The organism is Algorimicrobium echini (assembly GCF_900115185.1).
Classification (GTDB): domain Bacteria; phylum Bacteroidota; class Bacteroidia; order Flavobacteriales; family Flavobacteriaceae; genus Algorimicrobium; species Algorimicrobium echini.
On the sequence record NZ_FOVN01000001.1, the window covers coordinates 458,345 to 481,882 of the forward strand.

Here is a 23,538-nt window from a genome sequence, read left to right on the forward strand (position 1 = left end):
GTTTTGAAATTTTTAATTAAAGAAGTTTTGCAATAATATTCCGTATCCAGAATAAAAAAACTGACGTCAGTTGTTGATATATCATGTCGTAGATAATCGATTCAGACTTCAAAACTAAACCAAATTATTTTCGATGCGGCAAACATAAAAAAAAAAAAAAATGATTAGAACTAGCTTTTTTGATGAATTATGTGCCGTTCATCAAATACCCAAAAAACCGTTACGGTTTTCCCGTAAAATGGTCCAGTTTCAGCACTTTGCCTTTTTGGCACTATGAGTTTTTGAGTATAAAGTCCATTTTTTAATTCCCAATTCATACTTTTAAGCAAATACTAAAATTAATGACCAGCACGCAAAAGTCAGCAGATTCTCTTGGCACCTTTACCATTGCTTTTTATAATACCGAAAACTTATTTGATATTTATAACGACCGTAGCAAACACGATCGGGATTATTTACCAAATTCTGAAAGACGTTGGACTAAAAAACGCTATCAAAATAAACTAGATAAAATTAGTTTGGCTATTTCTAAAATTGGTGAAACCAAATCCGAAGATGCACCAAGTATTATTGGACTAGCCGAAGTGGAAAATGGTAAAGTTATCCGCGATTTATTAGATACTACGCATTTAAAAGGTATTCCCTACGGTTTTGTACACTTTAACTCCAAAGATGAACGTGGTATGGATGTGGCGCTTATTTACAATACAACAGAATTTACAGTGACTCATTCAGAGATTTTTGAACTGATTTTTGAAAGATCCGAAGGAGGCGACGATTTCACACGAGACGTTCTTTTAGTTACTGGAAGTCTTAAAGGCGAAACCATTTCGATACTTGTGAATCATTGGGCTTCCAGACGAGAAGGCACACAACTATCTGAAGTGAAACGCTTACAAGCTTCCGAGAAAGTAAGCGAGATTATTAAGGATATACAGACGAAACAAACAGATGCAAAAATTATTATCATGGGCGATTTTAATGATGATCCACATTGTAAGAGTATTACCCAACTCACAGAAAATAATAACGTGTTCAACCCGATGAATACCTTACAATCCTATAATCGTGGGAGTTTGGTGCACCAAAGAAAGTGGCATTTGTTTGATCAGATTATGTTTACGATGCCTTTTTTTGAATCGCGAGAAAACCATTTGGAATTTGATTCGGCCAATATTTTTGATGCCGATTTTTTAAAAGAATACAAAGGCAGACATAAAGGGACACCTTTTAGAACCTATGCTGGCAACAAGCACAAAGGTGGTTATAGTGATCATTTTCCTGTTTATATGACCTTAAAAAAATGAAGGGTAAACTGAAGAACGTTTCCGAATACTTTTAAAGATTATACGAAACTTAAAAACCTGATTAGTGAGCTAAAACCGTCCCGACAAAGAACTTTTAGAACCTAGCGAGTAGACTTAAATTAGCCAGCAATTTGTAAATAAATAATTTGAATTTTTAATAATTTAAACAGCTTGCCAGAGTATTACTGACAATAAAATGCAAGCAACAGGAAGCAACCAAAGCAAAAATATGGAGTGGTTTTGAGATTTCTTATTCAGCATTTTAGCATTTAGTACTTGACGCTTCCTTCCAGCATATTGCACCCAATTTTTAAAAAAAATAAAAATGGTGGCTATAATAAATAATACCCACGCTTTATCTTGAGACATGGTATTCATATTCATCTGGCTAGAAAAACCAGCAAAAAACATCCCTAATAACAACAAGATACAGCATTGTAAAATAGAAATATAAACCGTAGCTAGTTGATTGGCTTTTTTGTGTTTTTTGTTTTTATAGTGTCTAAACAGGCTAAAAAAAAGAGAATCGAAAGTGGACATGAGTACAGATATGGTATAAAAATTAAAAACCTGCTAAATGTAATCATTAGCAGGTTTTAATAATATAAAATTAATAACTTTTATTCAGTTGCAAATACATTAAAGTTATCTACTTGGTAAGCACCATCTAAAGATGTATCGGTTCCAGATCCTGTAACTTTAAAAGCAACATAAAGAGTACCTGTATAACCAGAAATATCAATTAAACCAGAGTCAACCATTTCATACCAGCTATTATCCATAGTTGGCAAGCTAGCAGATACTGGTTCCCATGTGGCAGCTAATACATCAGTTCCATCAAAATCAGTTGAAACAAATACTTCTAAAGTGTTTGCTTCTGACTCTAAATGGTGTTGAGCAGCTGTAAAGTTTAATCTTTCGTCTTCTTGAGCATCCATATCTATACCTGGTGACACTAACCAAGCAATATTTACTGGACTTCCTGAATTAAAAGTACTGAATTCAGTATAGCCATTGTTATCGAATATTTTCTCTCTCCAAACCCATGAACCTGCTTCTGCAAAGTTTGTCCAACCTGGAATGTCTAAATTGGTATTGTTTGTTGCAGATTCAAAATCTTCACTAAAAATAGCAACTGCTAACGAGCAACGGTTACCTTCAAGGTTTACATCATCAACAGAGTTTAATGCTAATACTACAGAGGCACCATCGAAGGTTTTGTTTACTACTGCCTTAAGAGTTCCATTTCCAGTAGGTAATAATTCGTTCTTAAATGTAGAGAAACCACTAGTTTCAAGGTTAATTGTAGTGTAATTTACACCTCCACATGATTGAAGTTGTCTTTTTGTATCAAAATCTTCCATTGGATCAAAGTAACGCTTACCTGCTAAATTATCAGCAAACTCCACATTATCTAATTGTATAAACACACCAACAAGACTTGAGTTTATTTGAGATACAGATACGCTTAATGGTACTATTTCTTCAGTAACAGGCGATCTAAAAACATGTGTTCTTGCACGAGTTTGTCCTAAACTTGTTACGGTTGTTCCGTATTGATCTGTTTCAATTCCACCTCCAATAGCAGTAACACCATTACCAACACGTTCTTCACCAATATATAAATCTTTTAAACTTACATAAACTTCACGACCAAAGTTAAATTGATTATATAAGTCCACTTGATTAATTATTACTTTAATAGCAGTAGTTGGGCTTGAGGGACTATCTTGAAGATAAAATTCTTTAAAGAAATTTCCTGATTTATCTGAAGAAGACACATACCCTTTAATATAAATGTTTTCATCTATTGGCTCTAAAAAATCGCCTACAGAGTACATTGCTTTTGCTTCAGCTATTGAAATCTCTGTTCCATTAGCTAGTAAAGTGTTTAATCGTGCATTTTCTTCATCACCTAAACTTGTAGGTATGGTGTAATCGTCATCTTGAACACAAGATACAATAGCTAAACTAGCAACTATTGTTAATACTAGGGTTAAAAATTTATTTGTTTTCATAATCAATAATTCGTTTAATTAATTTTCTTTTTCGTTTTTAGAATCTAAAGTTAACATTTACAAAATAAGTTGCACCACGTCCATACCAATATTTTGGTCCAAACTGACGTTTAGGCGCTTGATTGTCAGCTAACAACTCTGTATAATTGGCATTTCTACCTTGTTCAAAACCACCTGTTTTATAGATTTCATCCAACAAGTTATTGACGCTAGCAAAAAGGCCGATGTAATAATCGCCAACTTTCCAAGATTTTCCACCTGTTAAATTTACAGTAAAATAGGCATCAATCTCTTCTTGCTTTAATAATTCAGTTGCAATATCTTCATCATAATTGTTAATTGGTAGACCATCATTAGCTAAATAAAAGTTCTGTGTTCTTAATAATGGGCTCACATCTATATAGGCATTTGCTAAATAGTTAACGGTTGCACCAAAAAACCAGTAGTCTGGATCACGATATTCAAAACCTAATGAATACGCTTGTTGTGGACCACCTGCCACTTTATAATCTTTTAAATTAGATGTAAACGTTTGAGTTCTGCCCCTAGTACCAAAACTAGTTGATGTTAAATATAAATCAGGATTATTATCATAAGTATACTGACCTACAGATGCAACACCTTTTAATTTAATGGTTGGTGTTACTTGAGCCTCAATACCTAATTCCGCTCCAATATGTTTTTTATCTACACCTTGTAACACTTCCTGAACAAAAGCAGAAGTGTCATTGAATGCTTCATCTACGTTTGTTATACCATCCGCATAATAAAATGAAATTTCGTTGGCATCTTCAATTTTTGTGTAGAAACCTGTTAACTTCGCTTTTACAATTGGTGATCTGAAAATATAACTAGCATCAAAAGCGGTAATTTTTTCTTCTGTAATATTATCAACCACACTATTATTGTCTCTTGAGTTTGAGTACGAGTTTCTAATTGTTGGCGCCTTTGTTAAATAACCACCGTTAACATCTATTAAATGTTTTCCTGTAATTTTATACGTTAAACCAGCTTTAGCACCAACTCCTGTAAAATTTAATTTTTCACCTTTTCCAAGCGATAAATTTCCTAGAAACGCGCTATTTTCCCAGAGTCCTTCACGCTGGTAGGTTGTACTTGTTAGACTTCCTGAAAGGTAAAAATCTACTTTACTATATTTAAATTGAGCTTGTGCATATCCTGAAATAATTTCTGAATAAATATTGTAGTTATAGCGATATTTATCACCCTCACCAATAATACGGTTTGGATTTTGATTATCAAACTGAAACCCATCAAAAGCATCTACATTTAAATACCCAGTAGCACCTAACAAATCAATAATTTCTCCAAAATTTTCAGACTTTAAATTTTTGTAATTTATAGCGGCATTTAAAATAATATTCTGATTAATTTCGGTATTAAATATGGAGTTAACTGTTAATAGTTTGTCATCACTACGATCCTCATATAAGGCGTAGGCACCAGCTTCACCAACAGAAGCATTAGTTACGTTAGCATCCAGGATACGAGGCCAGTCAATTTGCCCATCATTAATAAAATTTTGTTCAGCTATATAAGCTCCTGCATAATCAGGACCATCAGAATCCGCTAAAAAGTAGCTTGGTAAACTTTGGTAATACGCAGGACTTGGGTTTCCTCCACCTCCAAAGTCCAAACGGCTATTACCTATTTTACCGTACTGATAACCAACATTGGTATTTAAGGTTGTTTTACTATTAATGTCCCAATAATGATTTAGCATAAAAATTGGCTCTTCAATTTCTTTGATTCGTGAATTTTTCTTTTCACCATCTAAATAGCCCCAATACTCATTATACTTAATATCTTTTAAATCATAAACCTCTTGGGTATTAGGCGATGACTTTCCACGACGGTTTGGCGTGTACATAGAAGTAAAATTCAAGCTATGTTTGTCGTTGATTTGCTTTTCAACAGCAACAAAAAATGAATTGGCATCATATAGTGTTGCATCTTGATAGCCTTCATTTCCCCAACGTCTTCCGCCCATAACAGCATAAGACCAACCACCTTCAAGTAAACCAGAGGCATAACTAGCCATAACACGATTGGTATAACTTCTGTTAGAAGAAGAATAGGTAACACGACCACCTTCACGATATTGAGATGCACGCACATTCATATTTGTAGTTCCTAAAATACCACCAAAGTTATAAGCAGAAGGAGCTAAACCAGTTGTTAATTCCTGATTACGTAGCATATCATTTAAGCCTCCCCAATTACTCCATTGTGGTCTACCATCATAAATTTTATTCATTTCAATTCCATTAACTAAAACAGAACCGTTTTCAGAATCTAAACCTCTTACTCTAAAAAAAGATGAACTCCACTCAAAAGCAGCGGTTCTTTGAAACACATCTTGCGATGATTGTAGTAAACCCGAAATATTATCAAGTCCGCCAGAATCATCATCCAATTCATCTTCTGTTAATTGAATTGTAAATAAATCGGCTGATGTATCCCGTTCTAAAGTCATATCTGTAATATTTACCGTTTGACCTTCATTAATAACAATTGGATACCTTTTAAAGATGTATTCATCTTTCGATATTCTTAAAATCTGCTCACCCAGTGGTAAATCTGATGTTAATTCAAACATACCGTTTTCATCAGTTACTGTCGAAATTTGTGTCCCTTCTATAGTAACCGTTACATTTCTGATGGGATTAAAAGAAATAACATCTGTGACACTTCCTTTGACTATTGTTTGCTGTGCAAACGCAGTAATAGTCGCGAAAAATCCAAATAAAAAAACAATTAAACTTTTTTTCATGCTAGAATTTATAATTAAAAAAATTGATACTTTGCGTTAAATGTTAATTAAATTAAGGCTGCAAATTTACATTATTTCTAATAAATATCTACTTTTGGCGCAAGAATTGTAATAACATAACTTAAACATAACAATACAACTACATGAAAAATTTCAAAGTTTGGATTACTGTAATCCTTGTATGCTTAACTATAACTGTAAAAGCACAAGAAGGAAAGAAGTTTAAAATTCATACGGTAGCCTTTTATAATCTAGAAAATTTATTTGACACAATTAATGATCCTAATAAAAATGATGAGGCTAGCCCTATCATGGAAATGAGGGTAAACACTAGCGATATTTATAAAAAGAAAGTATCTAATATGGCACGTGTACTTGCTGATATTGGTACAGATACAGCTAAAAATTCACCTGTAATTATTGGTGTTTCAGAGGTTGAAAATCAAGATGTTTTAGAGGATGTGGTTAATGACCCACAATTAATTTCAAAAGATTATGGCATTGTGCATTATGATTCGCCAGACCGTCGTGGTATAGATGTGGGTTTACTATACCAGAAAAAATATTTTACACCTTTACACACCAGTAATCATGAATTAATTATTTTTGATGATAGTTCTCGCGAGCGTGTGTATACCAGGGACCAACTTTTAGTTAGTGGAAAACTAGAAGGTGAAATGATTCATATTATTGTAAATCACTGGCCCTCTAGAAGCGGTGGTGAAGCAAGAAGCCGCCCAAAACGAGTTGCAGCAGCGAAATTGAGCAAAAAAATTATTGATTCCTTACAAACCATTGATCCATATGCTAAAATTATCTTGATGGGCGATTTAAATGACGACCCTACTAATGAAAGTGTTAAAGAGGTTTTGGGAGCTAAAAAGGAAAAAGAAGATGTAGCACTTAAAGGCATTTATAATCCCATGGAAAACATGTTTAAAATGGGTTTAGGTTCTAATGCCTATAGAGATAGTTGGAGTTTATTTGATCAGGTATTAATAACACAACCTTTTTTAGAAAAAGATTATAGCTCGTTACGTTTTTACCAAGCACATATTTTTAATAAAAATTACTTAGTTAATAAAAAAGGTCGTTACAAAGGTTATCCTTTACGAAGCTTTGCAGACGGAGGGTTTACCGATGGTTTTAGCGATCACTTTCCGGCTTATATTTACTTAATTAAAGAAGTAAAATAAACAGTCCTATTTTTAAATTAAAAAAGCGCCTTCTTAACTTGAAGGCGCTTTTTTATTGGAACGTTATTGGATTTAACCAATCCAAACTTGCCAAGGAATTTTAGCCAAAATAAGAATTAATGCTAGCGTGTAAAATACAGCAATCATTCTAAATTTTGCTTTTGAGGTTAATTTCTTTTTATGTTTAGAGTAGCCAATGGTTATTAAAGCAATGGCAATAATCATTGTTAATGGATGTTCAATTATGTTGGAACGTAAGATACTGTCTTTCATAACAGCTCCCATACCCATATTGCTAATAACTGACATATAATCTGATACAAAGTAAAACACAATTCCTAAAAGTAGTTGAATATGTGAAACGATTAACGTAAAGAGTGATATTCTAAAATCTTTAGCAGAATATTCCTTTCCTGCCATACTTTTAACAATGGCATTTAAAGTAGCTACAACAAGGATGAAAAGCACCAAATAAGCCCATCCGGAATGAAGCATTTTTATGGTATTATACATATTTTAAAGTTTAATAGTTAGTATTACAAATGTACTAAATAAAGCCTATAAAAAAACCGCTTCATAAACTGAAGCGGTTTTTTAGTAATATATTATACGGATTAGAAGTTAAAGCGGATACTTGTGTTCCAAGTTCTACCATAACCAAATCTACCTGTATTATCTTTGTTAACACCTTTGTAGTTCTCTTCTGGGTTAGCAGAAGCTTGCGTGTTACCATTAACAGATTCTAAATATACTTCGTCAAAAACGTTGTTTACGTTTAAACGGAATTGTAAAGAACTCTTGTTGTTTTCGCCCAATTGCATTTTATAAGAAAAGCCAAGATCAACAGTATCATAAGAAGGCATAGATAATGTTTCCTTATCTAATGAACCAGTAGAGTAAATATCATTGTACCAATTCCAAGCAGCGTCAATACTTGTTCTTGGCAAAAACTCATAACTACCATTGATACCAGCAGTTACTTGTGCAGCACCACCAACATTAAAGCCATCAATAACAATTTCTTCTTCAGCTCCTACTTGATTACCATCTTGATCAAATGTTCTTTCTCTTGCATTATCTTTAAATTGCCATTCGCCTAACGATAAAAATCCGTTTAAGTTTAATTTATCTAATGGACGTGTCATAACTTCTAATTCCACACCATAGTGAACCTGTTTAACACCTAATGTTTGGAAACTTAGAAAATCTTCAGCATTTTCACCATTCGTATTTACTAAAGTTCTATTGTCCCATGTAGTATGATACGCATTTAAGTTTGCCGAAATTGCTCTACCGCCATTAAATTGGTATCCAAATTCGAAACCAGTAATTTCTTCATTATCAACTTCAGGAGATAATAACTCGTTACCACCTCTATTGTTTTGAAATAAAGTATCATGAAATGGTTGACGAGAATAGTAACCAGCATTAACGAAAACTTTATGCATTGAGCTAATTGTGTAGGCTGCACCAACTTTAAGGTTATACCCTAAATTATTTACTTTTTCAGAATCTTCAGACACACCCGCTTCTTGTACATTTATAAATTCTGTTCTTACATGCGATTGGTTAGATAAAGCTCCTTGAAAGAAAGCAGAAAAATTATCTTTAGCATATTCCAATTGACCAAAAACACCTGCATAATTAATTTGCTCTTCGTAATCATATCCAAAACGCTGATCGTGCTCCGTATTAGGATTAAAGAATACTTCCCATGGATTGATTCCACCAGCTTCAGTTAACTGATATGCACCACCGTTATACGTGCTAGAAGCATTCACGGCATCAACAGCAATAAACTCTCTCACATCTCTAAAATGGATTCCATTATAAAAACGAACATCCGCACCTACGTTAAAATTTAAAGTTTCTGTTAATTGATTATTATAGTTAGTTACAGCTCCATACCAGTTGTGGTTATTGTTAGATCCTCTAGCATACAATAATTCATTTGTGTCTCTATCTGTAATAGATTGCGCAAAACTACCTCTACCCATAGAACCATAAAGAACTGTAGATAATGAAGAATCGTCATTAATAGTCCAATCCCAACTTAAGTTAGCAACTGGCTTGTGATAAATATTACGACCTCCTGGATACGCTCCTCCGTGTAATGTATTAGGACTGTTTACACCATTGTAAGTCCAAGAGTTATAACGTCTACCTCTTTCACTTTCTAAAAATGAACCAATGGATCCACTTCCTGCTACTGCATGCCATTGAGGTGCACCAGTTAATAAGAAGTTGAATGTATGGTCTTCAGTTGGTTGATAACCTACAGATAAAAAGTAGGTTTGCCCTTGTCCTTGTGTATTATCCACATAACCATCACCTTGCCAATGACCTAATAGTCCTGAAAAAGACCACCCTTTATCACTCACACCTGTTGAGAAATAAGCTGTAGATTTAATGTAGTTATCATTACCTACCATTTGCTGAACAAAACCACCTGCTTTTCTATCAATTGTTTTTGTTACAATGTTTACGGTACCACCAACAGAAGAAATTGCTAATTTAGATGCTCCCAAACCTCTTTGTACCTGGATAGCATTTGCTACTTCTGTAACACCTTGCCAATTAGACCAATACATCTTTCCGTCTTCCATACCATTTATTGGTTGACCATTCAATAAAAAAGCAATATTTGTTTGATCGAAACCACGTAAAAACATTTGACCATCACCAAAACCACCTGATTGAAGTGTTTGTACAGAAGGTGTTGATTTTAATAAAACTGGTAAATCAAAATTTCCAGATTTTTCCTGAATTTCTGCTGATCGGATTGTAGACACAGCAATTGGTGTTTGTCTATCTTCTGCTAAATCAATAACACCTGATCCTACTATAACAATTTCTTCTAAAGAATTGTCGCCAACTAAAACAATACTGCCTAAATTTTTGTTCCCTGTTATTGTAAAAGTTTGAGTTTCGTAACCTACATAAGAAATAACTAATGTAGCGTTCGTACTTTGAGTTGTAATTGTAAACTCACCATCAAAATTTGAAGACACACCATTAGTAGTACCTTTTTCAATGATGTTGGCACCAGGAAGTGGTGCGTTCATTTCGGCATCCATAATCGTACCAGTAACGGTACTTTGAGCCATTGCTATACCAGTAAACAAAAACGCTACTGCTAAAAATAATAATCTTGTAATTTTTTTCATTGTATTAATAAGATTTGTTTTTAAATTTTCGGCAAAATTAACTCTTTAAAGCATATTAACATTACTTTAAAGTTAAGTTTTTATGCTCTTTATGAAGATATTAATAATTTAGCGTTGATAATCTGATAAAAAATAAAGCTATTAACAGGTTTTTCAACAAAAAAAATCACTTTTTTAGATAATACTTTAATAATTTGGCAGTAGAGGTGTCATGATTGGCAAAAGTGTTATTTTTTATTTCTTGTAAAATATTTGTAGCCAATTGTTTTCCCAGCTCTACGCCAAATTGGTCATAACTAAAAATATTCCAAATAATACCTTGAACAAATATTTTATGCTCATAAAGTGCTATAAGTTTCCCTAAACTCTCTGGTGTTAGTTGTTTAATGAATATGGTGTTTGTTGGATTATTTCCTTCAAACACTTTAAAAGGCACTAAAGATTGAATAGTTTCTAGTTTTTTACCTTGTCTACTATATTCTTCAAGCACTTCAGCTTCCGCTTTGCCATTCATTAATGCTTCCGTTTGTGCAATGAAATTAGATATTAATTTATCTTGATGCGCTTGATTTCCATGAAGGGAATTAACAAAACCAATAAAATCGGCAGGTATAAGTTTGGTGCCTTGGTGTATTAATTGAAAAAATGCGTGTTGTGAATTCGTTCCAGGCTCACCCCAAATTACAGTTCCTGTTTGATAGGATACTGGCTCGCCGTTTCTATCAATTGATTTACCATTACTTTCCATTATACCCTGTTGCAAATAGGTTGCAAACTGATTTAAATATTGCGTATAAGGTATCACGGCTTCAGTTTCAGCATTAAAAAAATTATTATACCAAATACTGATTAAAGCTAAAACTACTGGTATATTTTCATTAAAAGGAGTTGTTTTAAAATGCGCATCCATTTTATGTGCTCCTTGTAATAGTTTATCAAAATTATCAAAACCAATAGATAAACTTATGGATAAACCAACCGCGCTCCAAAGTGAAAACCTACCACCTACCCAATCCCACATTGGGAAAATATTATCAGCATGAATTCCAAACTCTTGCACACTTGAAACATTTGTAGAAACGGCTACAAAATGTTTTGCTATAGCTTCTTTTGGAGCAGATTTTAAAAACCAATCCCTAATTGTATTAGCGTTAGAGAGTGTTTCTTGTGTGGTAAACGTTTTTGATACAATAACAAATAATGTTGTTTCTGGATTGAGTTTTTTGACAATTTCACTCACATGATCGCCATCCACATTACTTACAAAATGCGTAGTTAAATGATTTGAATAATACTGTAAAGCATCTACAACCATAGCAGGACCCAAATCCGAACCACCAATACCAATATTTACCACATCTGTAAAAGGTTTCCCAGAATAACCTGTTAAATCACCTTTTACCACACGATTGGTGAAGATTTCTATCTGCTTTTTTACTGCATAAATTTCAGGTATAATGTTAACACCATTCACTAAAACGGTAGTGTTTTTAGGCGCTCTCAAGGCTGTGTGTAGTACAGCACGACCTTCAGTTTCATTAATAATCTCGCCTGAAAATTGACTTTCAATAGCTTCTTGAAGTTTGGTTTCTTTGGCTAGCTTAATTAATAAATCAAGTGTTTTGTTCGTAATTCTGTTTTTTGAAAAATCGACAAAAAAATCATCCCACTCTATTGAAAACGTATCTGCTCGCTTTGTATCGTTTGCAAATAAATCTGTCATTTTCTGATTTTTAATCTCTGAAAAATGCTCACGAAGACTTTGCCACGCTTTTGTGGTTGTTGGGTTAATTTTTGGTAAAGACATAAGTATATTTAATCTAGTTGAGTAATTAAATCTTCTTCAGGCGTATGCTCTAAACCTTCAGACTTTTTAACTTGAATTGCGTCCAGTTGCGTTTTCAAAGGCTTAATAAAGTCTAAATATCGGGTTTTTAAACTATCGGAAATAGGTTCCGCTTCAGGAAGCTTTTGTTTAAAAGGATCTACCTGTTTACCATTTTTCCAAAAACGGTAACATACATGAGGTCCAGAGGTATTACCAGTCATACCTACCCAACCAATTACATCGCCTTGTTTAACATATTGCCCAACTTTTACATTTTGCTTCTTCATATGAAGGTATTGCGTTTCATAAGCGGAATTATGTCTAATTTTAACATAATTACCATTACCTCTAGTATAGGCTGATTTCGTAACGGTTCCATTAGCTGTAGAGCGAATAGGTGTCCCTATATTAGCTGAAAAATCGGTGCCTTTATGTGGTCTGATTTTATTTCCGTAAAGTGCAATACGCCTTTTTAAATTGTAGCGGGAGGAAATTCGTTTGTATTCAACTGGTGCTTTTAAAAAGGCACGACGTAAGTTTTTAGCTTCTTCGTTAAAATAGTCGGTTAAACCTTTAACGCTATCTGTTTCAAACTCGAACGCATAAAATGGTTCACTTTTATGATCAAAATAGGCTGCTTTAATTTTATCTATTCCAGCGTAAATAGTATCGTCAATATACTTGTCTGTGTAAATTATTTTAAAGTGATCTCCTTTTTGTAGTCGCGTAAAATCAATTGTCCATGCATAAATATCGGACATTTTATAAGCTAATAATAAACTTTTTCCACCATCTGAAAGTGTTTGCGACAAATCACTATTAATAACACCTCCAAATTCTTTTTCAACATAGGTTATTGGTTTTCTGCTAGTAAAAGCATGAATAGAATCTTTAAAATTTAAAACCACATATTCCTCACGATTTGGCTGATATATGAACGTTAGGGCTTGTTGCAAAGAATCTTTAGAACATAATACAGTATATGGCTTCCCTAATTGTAGTTTTCTAATATCGAAATCATTTTTGGTTTGTTCAGCGATTTGAAAAATTTTTGGATAGCCAATCTTGTAACGCTCCATAATAACACCAAAACTCTCACCTTTCCTAATAGTATCGCGTTTTACTACGTAATCGTTTAAGTTAAAGCCAAACTCTTTGAGTTCTTCTGGAGGAATAACAGCTGCAAATTCGTCTTCAATAACGGGTTCGGGTTTGTCGTCCTTACAACCCAAAAATGTTGCTAATAAGGCAAAAAGAATTATACATTCTCTCCCCATTCTGCTAATTCTTGTTTGCTCCATAGTTCTGGAAAAAATATTCGTCTTTGATATTTTGGATGCATATATTTTACCCATTCGCTTCCTCCTGTTGCTTCTGTTGTTTTACCTCCAATATTTAAATAATGATTGGCGGTGTTATAATGTGCCATAACCCACTTGATGTTAACAGTATGGTCATAGTGACGCATGGCGTTTACTAAATCTTTATTCTTTCTAACCTCTACTGGTAACTCTTTAAATTTAGTCCAAAGATTACTTTTATTGTAGAATTTCGCAAATCTAATAAATTCCTCCTTGTATCGTTCTTCAAAAACTGTTAATAAATAGCTTTTTTTACCCGTTTTGTAGTCTTTTCCTGCTGCTTGCCAATATAAATGCTCAAAAGCATGCTCAAATGGTGTATTTCTGTCTATAGTTTCACGGAAACGATTATCAATTAAATTGATTAATTCTGTTGATGAAATTTCAATTTTTCGGTATTGTGCGCTTTGAAAACCACTAGCAGGTGTTAAAGTTGTTCGGAATTTATTGTATTGCTCCACTTCCATGCCTTCTCTCATAATTTCAAAAGAGGCGGTTAGCATATCGAAATAACGACTAACACGCATCAGTTTTGTAGAAAAGAAATCGGCTGTTAGCTTTTCTGCTGTAGCTACTTGGTCTATTTCCCAAAGTATCATTTTAAACAACAATTCATTTATTTGATGATACATGATAAACACCATTTCATCGGGTAAAACAGTTCGTTGTGTTTGTAAATCTAAAAGGGCATCTGTTTGAATATAGTCCCAGTAATTGATAGGTTTGCTATACAATAAACCTTGTAAATGGACTTGTAAGTCTTGTCCTAGATTATCAAATTTCTCTTTAAGTTGATTGGTTATTTCGTCATTCATGCTATTAATTTTCTACTATAATTTTAAAAGGATGTTTAAGTCCTTTAAAGGCATCTAAATCTGCCCTTAACGAACCTACAGCCAAGTCTGCTTTGATACGTAAAGGTATTCTATTTTTATCATTTGAAACCCACAATGTTAAGCTTTCTTCTTCCTTAAATACACGTCCTGCCATAACATATGGTCTAAATTTTAAGGTGTTTACTTTCCCAAAGTTTGTTTTAATAACTTCAGTGCCTAAATACCGTAATTTGAAACCATAATTTTCTTCATCAAAAAACATGTTTACTTGAACCTCATCATTTATTTTTAAATTATCAATATCTAAATTATTGCGCAAATAATAAAATGTAGATACCATATCCTGAATATTAGGTTGGGTATCAAACGTTTTTTTTCGGTTGTGTTTTATATTATTGACATGTGCCTTATTGTTGTTTTGGTCGAATTCTATTTCAATATTTTTGGTGTGACCACCTTCGTCAATATCTCTAATAAATTTATAAGGTACATTCAGTTTTTTATCAAAATAACTCTCATACCGATCTTTAACTTCAAAAAACCAGCTTACTGCACCAGTTGTCCAACCCTTACCTACCACATGATAAACTGGCTTATTTTTATAGATAGATTCGTTTACAGTAAGGGTAGCTTCGCCAGCTTTCATCCAGCCACTGTAACTCATTTCAAAACGGAACCATTCACCTGTATCAAAGGCACTTTCTATCTGTGAGAATGCAGAATTTAAAGTAAAAATGGTAATTATTAATATTAGTATTTTTTTCATAAGCTTGATTCTAATTGTAAATCACAACAGTAACGTTGTTTTTTATAAATGATTACAAATAGTATTCCAAAAATAGGAAACAAAAAAACTCTATCAGTTATTATGATAGAGTTTTTATAATATTCTTATAAATTACAGTTTGTTATAAGGTACCTCTTAATGCTTGCTCACGCTCGATAGATTCAAAAAGAGCTTTAAAATTACCTGCACCAAAACCTCTTGCTCCCATTCGCTGAATAATTTCGAAAAATAACGTGGGTCTATCTTCTACTGGTTTTGTAAAAATTTGTAACAAATAACCTTCTTCATCAGCATCAATCATGATCCCTAATGATTTTAGTTTTTCTATATCCTCACGCAATTCGTGGCTAAATTCTTCTAAACGGCCTGGTACAGAATTGTAATAGGATTCAGGTGGCGTTGATAAAAACTCAACACCTCGCGAACGCAAATCAGAAACGGTTGAAATAATATCGTCGGTTGCCACTGCAATATGCTGAACACCTGGCCCTTCATAGAAGTCTAAATATTCCTCTATTTGCGATTTCTTTTTCCCTTCTGCTGGCTCATTAATTGGAAATTTAATACGACCATTTCCATTACTCATTACCTTACTCATAAGTGCTGAATATTCGGTATGAATTTGTTTGTCATCAAAAGATAAAAAGTTAACAAATCCCATAATATCTTCGTACCATTTTACCCAGGTGTTCATTTCACCCCATCCTACATTTCCAACCATATGGTCTATAAATTTTAAACCTGTAGGTTTAGGATTATAGTCTGAATTCCATGCTACAAATCCTGGCATAAATTTCCCGTTGTAATTTTTACGTTCTACAAACATGTGTACGGTTTCTCCATAGGTATAAATACCTGCTCGAACGACTTCGCCATGTTCATCTTTTTCCACAGTTGGCTCCATATAGGATTTGGCTCCACGCTTGGTAGTTTCTTCATAAGCACTTCTGGCATCATCTACCCATAGAGCAACAACTTTTACACCATCACCATGTTTAACAATATGGTCGTTTATTGGCGATGAACTCGTTAAAGGCGTGGTTAATACCAAACGGATTTTGTCCTGTTTCAACACATAACTCACTTGGTCTTTTGATCCTGTTTCTAAACCGCAGTAAGCATAAGACTGAAACCCAAAGGCTGTTTTATAAAAATGCGCTGCTTGTTTGGCGTTTCCTACATAAAACTCAACGTAATCGGTCCCTAATAATGGCAAGAAGTCTTCAGCTCCTTCAAAAATTTTTTCTAATCCGTATTCTACTGATTTTATATTTTTTTTACTCATAATAGTGTTTTCATTGATTTGCAAACTTGTTAATTAGATTGCGAATATCTTGTGATGTTAATTTAAAATTTATTTCAAAATTTTTAATGTTCTAGCCACGACTTGTAATAATCTTCATCTGCTATTTTTAAAGCATCCTCTGTAACTTGTAAGGGCTTAAAAGTATCAACCATGACGGCTAATTCTTTGGTTTCTGTTTTTCCAATGCTTCGTTCAGTAGCTCCAGGGTGTGGACCATGTGGGATTCCTGCCGGATGCAAGGATATGTGACCAGCATCTATGTCATTTCGACTCATAAAATCGCCATCAACATAATATAACACCTCATCACTATCTATATTACTATGGTTGTATGGTGCTGGAATAGCTTCTGGATGATAATCATACAAACGTGGTACGAAACTACAAACCACAAAGGCAGCGGTTTCAAAAGTTTGATGTACGGGAGGTGGTTGATGAATACGACCTGTTATTGGCTCAAAATCGTGAATTGAAAAAGCATATGGATAATTAAATCCGTCGTACCCTACTACATCAAACGGATGTGAGGCGTAAACCATCTCAAATATATCGTCTTGTTTTTTTACTTTTATTAAAAAATCACCTGATTCATTATGCGTTTCTAATTCATGTGGTTGTCTTAAATCGCGTTCACAAAATGGCGCATGCTCTAATAATTGCCCAAACCAATTTCTATAACGTTTAGGCGTGTAGATTGGATGTTTAGACTCAACAATAAAGAGACGGTTATCTTCTGTATCAAAATCTATCTTATAGATAATGCCACGCGGAATAACGAGGTAGTCACCATATTTGAAATCTAAATTACCAAGCATGGTACGTAGTTTTCCTGTTCCTTTATGCACAAAAATCAGTTCATCTGAATCTGTATTTTTATAGAAATAATCTTTGGTGGATTGTTTCGGAGCGGCTAAAATTATACTACAATCGCTATTAATTAAAATGGTTTTTCTACTTTCCAAATAATCCGTTTCAGGTTTTACCTGAAACCCTCTAAACCGGTACGATTGAATACTATTTGCTTTTGCTATTTTAGGAGCAACACTGTATTGTTTTTGTATTTCTTTTACTTGTGTTGGTCGTTGTTCATGGTAAGAGTTTGTGGACATCCCATCAAAACCAATAGTTCCAAAGAGTTGTTCGTAATATAAACTACCATCCTGTTTTCTAAACTGGGTGTGACGTTTTGGAGGAATTTTTCCTAATTTATGATAAAAAGGCATGTTTTTTAATTTTTAAATTGGGTGCTATTTTTAAAAAATACTTACAAATAGAACACCACATTATAAACTACATAAAGATACTAAAATAAATGTGAATAGACTGATAAACATTGGATTAGAACACCTATTCCAGGTGTCTATTATTCTGGATTTCTTTTAGTAAGAAACTGAAGATGGGTTAATAAATCTATCCAAAAATGTGTCATAACTCCACAAATATGAGAAAAAAATATGACTTTTTAATGCATTGAAATGTACTTTAAAACCAGAAACCTAAATTAAAAAACCAGACCCCTTTTTTTACTTCTGGAGACCATGTGTATTTGGCTTCTATAGGCCCTAAAAAGGTTTCAATAGAGTAACCAAGCACATAACCTGTGTAGTTTGGAGTTGTTATCCACTCACCTGAATCAAATATATTATCGGCAACATTAGCTAAATTTGCAGCAGCTATCAGGTGGTGTTTTTTAAACAATTCATAGTCAAAAGTCAACGTTGCTTTTACAAAACTATTCCCTGGTATTGACAAATAATCGTATCCATAAAATGAGGTAAAATTATTTATTAAATTATTACCAAATCCTCCAAGTACAAAATCCAAATAGGGCGAGGTATCTTCACCAATCTTAAAACCACCTTGCGTTGTTAAATTTCCAGAAAACTTACCAAAACTTTTAGCATATCCCATGGTTGCTTTTCCTATTGAAAATTCTGAAAAATCATTATTAAAATCTGACGAATAGAGATATAAGTGAAAATCGCCATCAAAAAAGAAGCCTTCATTTGGAAAATATTTATTGTCGTAAGTATCCAGTTTTAACTTTCCATAAACACTTAAATAATCACTATTATCAAAAGTGCTTTCTTCTGTGCTTGTACTTGTTAAAATAGTTTCAGAAATAATTTTAAGGCGTTTGTGTTCAGCTCCCAACGTTAAGGCAAAATCGTTACCTAAAAGCGTTTGGGCATAAAACTGGTTGGTAAAGTCCGACAACTCTACATCCAATTTATTAACATTTATAGCCATTAAATCTTCATCTGACAAAAGGGATGCTGCTGGAACATTTTTTTTAAATTGATTGTATCGTGATGTGACACCGATACTCCAATAAAAACCCTTGTCTATGTAATAATCAAAATTATACCGAATATTATCACCCAAAACAAAATCTAATGAAGCAACATCATCATTAAATACTAATCGTTTTCTAGTTAGATTTAATAAAACACCTGTTTTATAAAGGTCATCATAATGCAAACCAACCTTAAAGAAAGTACGTGTTTGTGTTTCTAAAACCGAAACGTCTAAATTATATTCACCGTCATTTTCAGTAGGATGCAACTGATAAACCACAGAATCAAAATTATTGGTGGCTGCTAAATTATTCACACCCTCTACAAAAGCAGTATATTCAATTTTCTTTTCTGGTTTTATTTTTAATTTACCGATAACATAGGAACGAGAGTATTTATCGTTTCCAGTAATGTTAATGGTGTTAATCCGGATACTATCAATAACTTTTATAACGCTAGCCTTTTTGGGCTTAACAACCTGCTGTTTGACAATGTTGTTCAAATCGTCCATTTTCTTTTTTGTAGCTAGCTCGCCATTTTCAATAATTTTTCTCCCATCACTAAAAGATATAACGGTATAATCTGTAATATCTGGTTTAATATAAATATCTGTTTTTTTTGCTTTTAACTTCATATCGTTAATGGTCCGATAATTATTTATTTGAAGTATAATATCTGGAGCCGAACGCAATTCTTCTCTGGTAGCTAAATCGTCCTGAACATCTACACCAATAATAACATCCATTCCTTTTGCTTTCAGCTCATCTATAGGATAATTATTAACGACACCTCCATCTATTAATATTTGATTATCTATTACTACAGGTTGAAACAAGGATGGGAATGCACCACTAGCCACTATGGATTGTGCTAAACTGCCTTTATCTAGAACCACAGCCTGACCTGTTTCTACATTAGTTGCTATACAGAAAAAAGGAATGGGTAACTTACTAAAATCTTCTATATCACTCACATGTAAGGTAAGTTTAGACAATAAGCTTAATGTATTTTGACCTCGTGATAAGGCTGAAGGCAATTTCAACTTAAACTTATCAAAAGGTAAGGTTACCGCATATTTTTCTGAATTATCGCGTTCGTAAAAGGTTTTTGCAGCTCGTGGTAAATTATCATTAATAATTTTATCAAAATCCACATCTCTAAAAATAGTGTCTATTTGTTTTCCTGAATATCCTGAAGCATATAAAGACCCTATAATAGCTCCCATACTGGTTCCTGCCACATAATCTACTCGAATACCTAAACTATCAATAACCTTCAAAACACCAATATGTGCCAAGCCTTTTGCGCCTCCTCCACTTAAAACCAAGCCGACTTTAATATCATTATCAGTGTCCTGGTTTTGAGAAAAACCAGTCATGAAGACAAACCAGCAAAAGACAATTAAACTATACTTCATAAACTGTGATAATAATTATAAACTTTACTTGCTCGAGAAACTCCTATTATTGCCTCTAATTCACTTTTAGTAGCTTCCGAAACACGTTTGGCTGATTTAAAATGTTTTAATAAATCCACTACTGTTTTTTCACCAACACCTGGAATGGTTTCCAACTCTGTATTCAGTGCTGTTTTACTACGTTTATTTCGGTGGTGTTCAATTCCAAAACGATGTGCTTCATTCCGCAATTGCTGAATAATTTTTAGAGTTTCACTTTTTTTATCTAAATATAAGGGAATTGGATCATCTGGATAGAATAATTCTTCCAAACGCTTCGCAATTCCGATTATCGCAATTTTTCCACGTAAATTTAAGGCATCCAAGCTTTTTAATGCGGAAGATAATTGCCCTTTTCCACCATCAATAATAATGAGCTGTGGTAAAGATTGTTTTTCATCTAGCAGACGTTTATAGCGCCTAAACACCACTTCTTCCATAGAGGCAAAATCATCTGGGCCTTCTACGGTTTTAATGTTAAAATGTCTGTAATCCTTTTTACTAGGTTTTCCATTTTTAAACACCACACAGGCTGCTACTGGATGTGTTCCTTGAATGTTAGAGTTGTCAAAACATTCTATGTGTCGTGGTTCAACTTGTAAACGTAAATCAGCCTTCATTTGTGCCATAATACGATTTACATGCCTGTCTGGATCGGTTATTTTAACTTGCTTGAAACGTTCCATTCGGTAATATTTCGCATTGCGAAGCGATAAATCCAATATGTGCTTTTTATCGCCTAATTTAGGAATAGTAATTTTTATTTCCTCACCCAAATCAACTTCAAAAGGAACATAAATTTCTTTGGAGTTAGAATTAAAACGTTGACGAATTTCTGTTATAGCAAGTTCCAACAACTCCTTATCGGTTTCATCCAATTTCTTTTTAATTTCTAATGTATGAGAACGAATGATAGAACCATATGAAACCTGAAGAAAATTGATATAACCGTAGCCTTCATCGCTCATAATTGAAAAAACATCCACATTGCTGATTTTTGGGTTTACAATGGTTGATTTAGCTTGGTAATTTTCAAGCACATCTATTTTTTCTTTTATTATTTGCGCCTCTTCAAATTGCATGTTTGCTGCTAATTCCTTCATTTGACTTTTAAATTGAATCAAAGAGGTTTTAAAATTTCCTTTCAGAATTTCCTTAATAGACGCAATATTATCTTGATAGGAAGCTTCGGTTTGAAGGCCTTCACAAGGCCCTTTACAATTTCCTAAATGGTATTCTAGACAGACTTTATATTTTCCGGCGCTTATTTTTTCAGATGATAAATCGTAAGTACACGTGCGTAATAAAAATAGCCCTCGTATTAAATCCAACAAAGTTGAAACGGTTTTCATGCTTGTGTAAGGTCCAAAATATTCAGATCCGTCTTTAATGACACGTCTGGTAGAAAATACACGAGGAAACCGTTCGTTTTTGATGCAAATCCATGGATATGATTTATCATCTTTCAATAATACATTATATCGTGGTCGGTACTTTTTTATCAGGTTATTTTCCAATAACAAAGCATCTGTTTCCGTATTAACCACAATATGTTTTATGCTAGCAATTTTTTTTACTAACACACGTGTTTTTCCACTATCATGCGTTTTTGTGAAGTAAGACGTAACGCGTTTTTTTAAATTCTTTGCTTTACCTACATATAAAATCTTACCTTCGCTATCATAATATTGATAAACACCAGGCTCATTTGGTAAGGTTTTTAATTGTATTTCTAAAGCAGTTTTAGGCATATCCTCAAAGGTACTTATTTCTATATTTTTTAGGTTAAATTCGCCAAATAAAAACCTGTTAATTTTCACATACAAAATGTATTAAAAATATCACCATTTCACTAACTTGAGCCACTTTTTTAAAAAATTTAAATCATGACAAAACAACTCATAGGTAGGGTTGATAAAATAGACTTCCCATTACTTAATTTATTTGAAATTGATGCCAAAATAGACACAGGTGCATACACATCTGCAATTCATTGCTCTAAAATAATTGAAGAAAATAACACCTTACGCTGTAAATTTTACAGTAAAGGTCATCCAAATTTTAGTGGTAAGGAAGTCCTTTTTACGGAATACACTCAAACGGATGTAAAAAGTAGTAATGGATATAAGGAAAATAGGTTCAAAATAAAATCTGAAGTTATATTCTTTGGAAAAACATATAAGATTAACTTAACTTTAAGCACACGAGATGATATGAGATTTCCCGTATTAATTGGCCGCCAATTTTTAGCCAAAAAATTTTTGGTGGACGTGGACTTGCAAAATCTATCATTTAATAAAAAACAATCATGAACATAGTTATCCTATCAAGGAATCCACATTTATATTCCACACAACGTCTAGTTGAGGAAGCAAAAAAGCGCGATCATCGTGTTGAAGTTATCGACCCATTAAAGTGCGATATCATTATAGAAAGAGAAAAACCTACTATATATTATAAAGACCGTTATTTGGATTATGTAGATGCTGTTATACCTAGAATTGGCGCTTCCATTACTTTTTATGGCTGTGCTGTTGTAAGACAATTTGAAATGATGGGCGCATTCTCTATCGTGTCATCTGGTTCTATTTTACGTTCTCGGGATAAGCTGAAAAGTCTACAACTTTTAAGTAAAGCAGGAATTGGGATGCCAAAAACTGTATTTACAAACTATTCTCGGGATGCTAAAGAAGTTTTGGCACATGTTGGTGGCGCGCCAGTAATCATTAAATTACTAGAAGGAACTCAAGGTTTAGGTGTGGTTTTAGCAGAGACTAAAAATGCAGCTGAATCTGTATTAGAAGCATTTAATGGTTTAGAAGCACGGGTTATTGTTCAAGAATTCATTAAAGAAGCTAAAGGTGCTGATTTGCGTGCATTGGTAGTAGATGGCCAAGTGGTTGGCGCCATGAAACGCCAAGGGAAAGACGGTGAGTTTCGTTCTAATCTTCACCGAGGTGGTTCAGCCAACATCATTAAATTAAATGAAGACGAACTACGTTTAGCTATGGAATCTGCACGAGCCTTAAAACTACCGGTTTGTGGCGTAGATATGTTACAATCAGCAAGAGGTCCTTTGTTATTAGAAGTTAATTCAACACCTGGTTTAGAAGGTATTGAAGATGCTACAGGGAAAAATATTGCCAAAGCTATTATTTCGTTTATTGAGCGTAACAAGAGATAAA

At 33.5% G+C, this 23,538-nt stretch carries 18 protein-coding genes; 4 read left to right on the top strand and 14 right to left on the bottom strand.

The window, feature by feature from the left end; all coding sequences use genetic code 11:
• Positions 1–170: 170 nt before the first annotated feature.
• Entirely contained in the window at positions 171–317 is a 147-nt protein-coding gene (locus tag BM239_RS15370; RefSeq protein ID WP_177208962.1) for a hypothetical protein, read from the bottom strand.
• 24 nt (positions 318–341) lie between these two features.
• Between BM239_RS15370 and BM239_RS02180 the strand changes: the two genes are divergently transcribed.
• Positions 342–1,307 (top strand): endonuclease/exonuclease/phosphatase family protein, encoded by a 966-nt coding sequence (locus BM239_RS02180; RefSeq protein ID WP_092206005.1) that lies wholly within the window; start codon positions 342–344, stop codon positions 1,305–1,307.
• Positions 1,308–1,469: 162 nt separating this feature from the next.
• On the opposite strand, the gene BM239_RS02185 is transcribed toward BM239_RS02180, so the two are convergent.
• From BM239_RS02185 to BM239_RS02195, 3 genes are all read right to left on the bottom strand, one after another.
• Positions 1,470–1,847 (bottom strand): hypothetical protein, encoded by a 378-nt coding sequence (locus BM239_RS02185; RefSeq protein WP_092206006.1) that lies wholly within the window; start codon positions 1,845–1,847, stop codon positions 1,470–1,472.
• An 80-nt stretch (positions 1,848–1,927) separates the two neighbouring features.
• Positions 1,928–3,325 carry a DUF5689 domain-containing protein gene (locus tag BM239_RS02190; RefSeq protein ID WP_092206007.1) on the bottom strand — a complete coding sequence of 466 codons (1,398 nt, stop codon included), beginning with the start codon at positions 3,323–3,325 and terminating at the stop codon, positions 1,928–1,930.
• A 37-nt stretch (positions 3,326–3,362) separates the two neighbouring features.
• A complete protein-coding gene (locus BM239_RS02195; protein WP_092206008.1) occupies positions 3,363–6,119 on the bottom strand; it encodes a carboxypeptidase-like regulatory domain-containing protein in 2,757 nt (918 codons plus the stop codon).
• A gap of 143 nt (positions 6,120–6,262) precedes the next feature.
• On the opposite strand from BM239_RS02195, the gene BM239_RS02200 reads away from it, so the two are divergent.
• Positions 6,263–7,315, top strand: coding sequence for an endonuclease/exonuclease/phosphatase family protein (locus BM239_RS02200; RefSeq protein ID WP_092206009.1), 1,053 nt, complete (start codon positions 6,263–6,265; stop codon positions 7,313–7,315).
• 72 nt (positions 7,316–7,387) lie between these two features.
• On the opposite strand, the gene BM239_RS02205 is transcribed toward BM239_RS02200, so the two are convergent.
• The 10 genes from BM239_RS02205 to uvrC all read right to left on the bottom strand — a co-directional run bounded on the left by BM239_RS02205 (position 7,388) and on the right by uvrC (position 22,104).
• Positions 7,388–7,828 (bottom strand): hypothetical protein, encoded by a 441-nt coding sequence (locus tag BM239_RS02205; RefSeq protein WP_092206010.1) that lies wholly within the window; start codon positions 7,826–7,828, stop codon positions 7,388–7,390.
• A 101-nt stretch (positions 7,829–7,929) separates the two neighbouring features.
• Positions 7,930–10,482 carry a TonB-dependent receptor gene (locus tag BM239_RS02210; protein ID WP_092206011.1) on the bottom strand — a complete coding sequence of 851 codons (2,553 nt, stop codon included), beginning with the start codon at positions 10,480–10,482 and terminating at the stop codon, positions 7,930–7,932.
• Between the two features lie 166 nt (positions 10,483–10,648).
• A complete protein-coding gene (gene pgi, locus BM239_RS02215; protein WP_092206012.1) occupies positions 10,649–12,289 on the bottom strand; it encodes a glucose-6-phosphate isomerase in 1,641 nt (546 codons plus the stop codon).
• Positions 12,290–12,297: 8 nt separating this feature from the next.
• Positions 12,298–13,611, bottom strand: coding sequence for a M23 family metallopeptidase (locus BM239_RS02220; RefSeq protein WP_245758175.1), 1,314 nt, complete (start codon positions 13,609–13,611; stop codon positions 12,298–12,300).
• The gene (locus BM239_RS02225; RefSeq protein WP_092206013.1) at positions 13,569–14,486 is read right to left on the bottom strand and encodes a tryptophan 2,3-dioxygenase family protein; all 918 of its coding nucleotides are present in this window, start codon (positions 14,484–14,486) and stop codon (positions 13,569–13,571) included. Before BM239_RS02225 ends, BM239_RS02220 begins: the two co-directional genes overlap by 43 nt.
• A gap of 4 nt (positions 14,487–14,490) precedes the next feature.
• Positions 14,491–15,273, bottom strand: coding sequence for a DUF3108 domain-containing protein (locus BM239_RS02230; RefSeq protein ID WP_092206014.1), 783 nt, complete (start codon positions 15,271–15,273; stop codon positions 14,491–14,493).
• 142 nt (positions 15,274–15,415) lie between these two features.
• Entirely contained in the window at positions 15,416–16,579 is a 1,164-nt protein-coding gene (gene hppD / locus BM239_RS02235) for a 4-hydroxyphenylpyruvate dioxygenase (protein WP_092206015.1), read from the bottom strand.
• 83 nt (positions 16,580–16,662) lie between these two features.
• On the bottom strand, positions 16,663–17,823 hold the full coding sequence (locus BM239_RS02240) for a homogentisate 1,2-dioxygenase (RefSeq protein ID WP_092206016.1): 1,161 nt from the start codon (positions 17,821–17,823) through the stop codon (positions 16,663–16,665).
• 259 nt (positions 17,824–18,082) lie between these two features.
• A complete protein-coding gene (locus BM239_RS02245; protein WP_394333909.1) occupies positions 18,083–20,314 on the bottom strand; it encodes a patatin-like phospholipase family protein in 2,232 nt (743 codons plus the stop codon).
• On the bottom strand, positions 20,311–22,104 hold the full coding sequence (uvrC, locus tag BM239_RS02250) for an excinuclease ABC subunit UvrC (protein ID WP_092206753.1): 1,794 nt from the start codon (positions 22,102–22,104) through the stop codon (positions 20,311–20,313). Before uvrC ends, BM239_RS02245 begins: the two co-directional genes overlap by 4 nt.
• 135 nt (positions 22,105–22,239) lie before the next feature.
• Here uvrC and BM239_RS02255 point away from each other — a divergent pair, with 135 nt between their 5' ends.
• Both BM239_RS02255 and rimK read left to right on the top strand, forming a co-directional pair.
• Complete coding sequence (locus tag BM239_RS02255; RefSeq protein WP_092206018.1) at positions 22,240–22,665, top strand: ATP-dependent zinc protease family protein; 426 nt, start codon at positions 22,240–22,242, stop codon at positions 22,663–22,665.
• A complete protein-coding gene (gene rimK / locus BM239_RS02260) occupies positions 22,662–23,537 on the top strand; it encodes a 30S ribosomal protein S6--L-glutamate ligase (protein ID WP_092206019.1) in 876 nt (291 codons plus the stop codon). Before BM239_RS02255 ends, rimK begins: the two co-directional genes overlap by 4 nt.
• Position 23,538: the final 1 nt, after the last annotated feature.

Coding starts and splice junctions, on each gene's coding strand:
- BM239_RS15370 (WP_177208962.1), bottom strand. CDS start 317: ATGAATTGGGAATTAAAAAATGGACTTTATACTCAAAAACTCATAGTG.
- BM239_RS02180 (WP_092206005.1), top strand. CDS start 342: ATGACCAGCACGCAAAAGTCAGCAGATTCTCTTGGCACCTTTACCATT.
- BM239_RS02185 (WP_092206006.1), bottom strand. CDS start 1,847: ATGTCCACTTTCGATTCTCTTTTTTTTAGCCTGTTTAGACACTATAAA.
- BM239_RS02190 (WP_092206007.1), bottom strand. CDS start 3,325: ATGAAAACAAATAAATTTTTAACCCTAGTATTAACAATAGTTGCTAGT.
- BM239_RS02195 (WP_092206008.1), bottom strand. CDS start 6,119: ATGAAAAAAAGTTTAATTGTTTTTTTATTTGGATTTTTCGCGACTATT.
- BM239_RS02200 (WP_092206009.1), top strand. CDS start 6,263: ATGAAAAATTTCAAAGTTTGGATTACTGTAATCCTTGTATGCTTAACT.
- BM239_RS02205 (WP_092206010.1), bottom strand. CDS start 7,828: ATGTATAATACCATAAAAATGCTTCATTCCGGATGGGCTTATTTGGTG.
- BM239_RS02210 (WP_092206011.1), bottom strand. CDS start 10,482: ATGAAAAAAATTACAAGATTATTATTTTTAGCAGTAGCGTTTTTGTTT.
- pgi (WP_092206012.1), bottom strand. CDS start 12,289: ATGTCTTTACCAAAAATTAACCCAACAACCACAAAAGCGTGGCAAAGT.
- BM239_RS02220 (WP_245758175.1), bottom strand. CDS start 13,611: ATGGAGCAAACAAGAATTAGCAGAATGGGGAGAGAATGTATAATTCTT.
- BM239_RS02225 (WP_092206013.1), bottom strand. CDS start 14,486: ATGAATGACGAAATAACCAATCAACTTAAAGAGAAATTTGATAATCTA.
- BM239_RS02230 (WP_092206014.1), bottom strand. CDS start 15,273: ATGAAAAAAATACTAATATTAATAATTACCATTTTTACTTTAAATTCT.
- hppD (WP_092206015.1), bottom strand. CDS start 16,579: ATGAGTAAAAAAAATATAAAATCAGTAGAATACGGATTAGAAAAAATT.
- BM239_RS02240 (WP_092206016.1), bottom strand. CDS start 17,823: ATGCCTTTTTATCATAAATTAGGAAAAATTCCTCCAAAACGTCACACC.
- BM239_RS02245 (WP_394333909.1), bottom strand. CDS start 20,314: ATGAAGTATAGTTTAATTGTCTTTTGCTGGTTTGTCTTCATGACTGGT.
- uvrC (WP_092206753.1), bottom strand. CDS start 22,104: ATGCCTAAAACTGCTTTAGAAATACAATTAAAAACCTTACCAAATGAG.
- BM239_RS02255 (WP_092206018.1), top strand. CDS start 22,240: ATGACAAAACAACTCATAGGTAGGGTTGATAAAATAGACTTCCCATTA.
- rimK (WP_092206019.1), top strand. CDS start 22,662: ATGAACATAGTTATCCTATCAAGGAATCCACATTTATATTCCACACAA.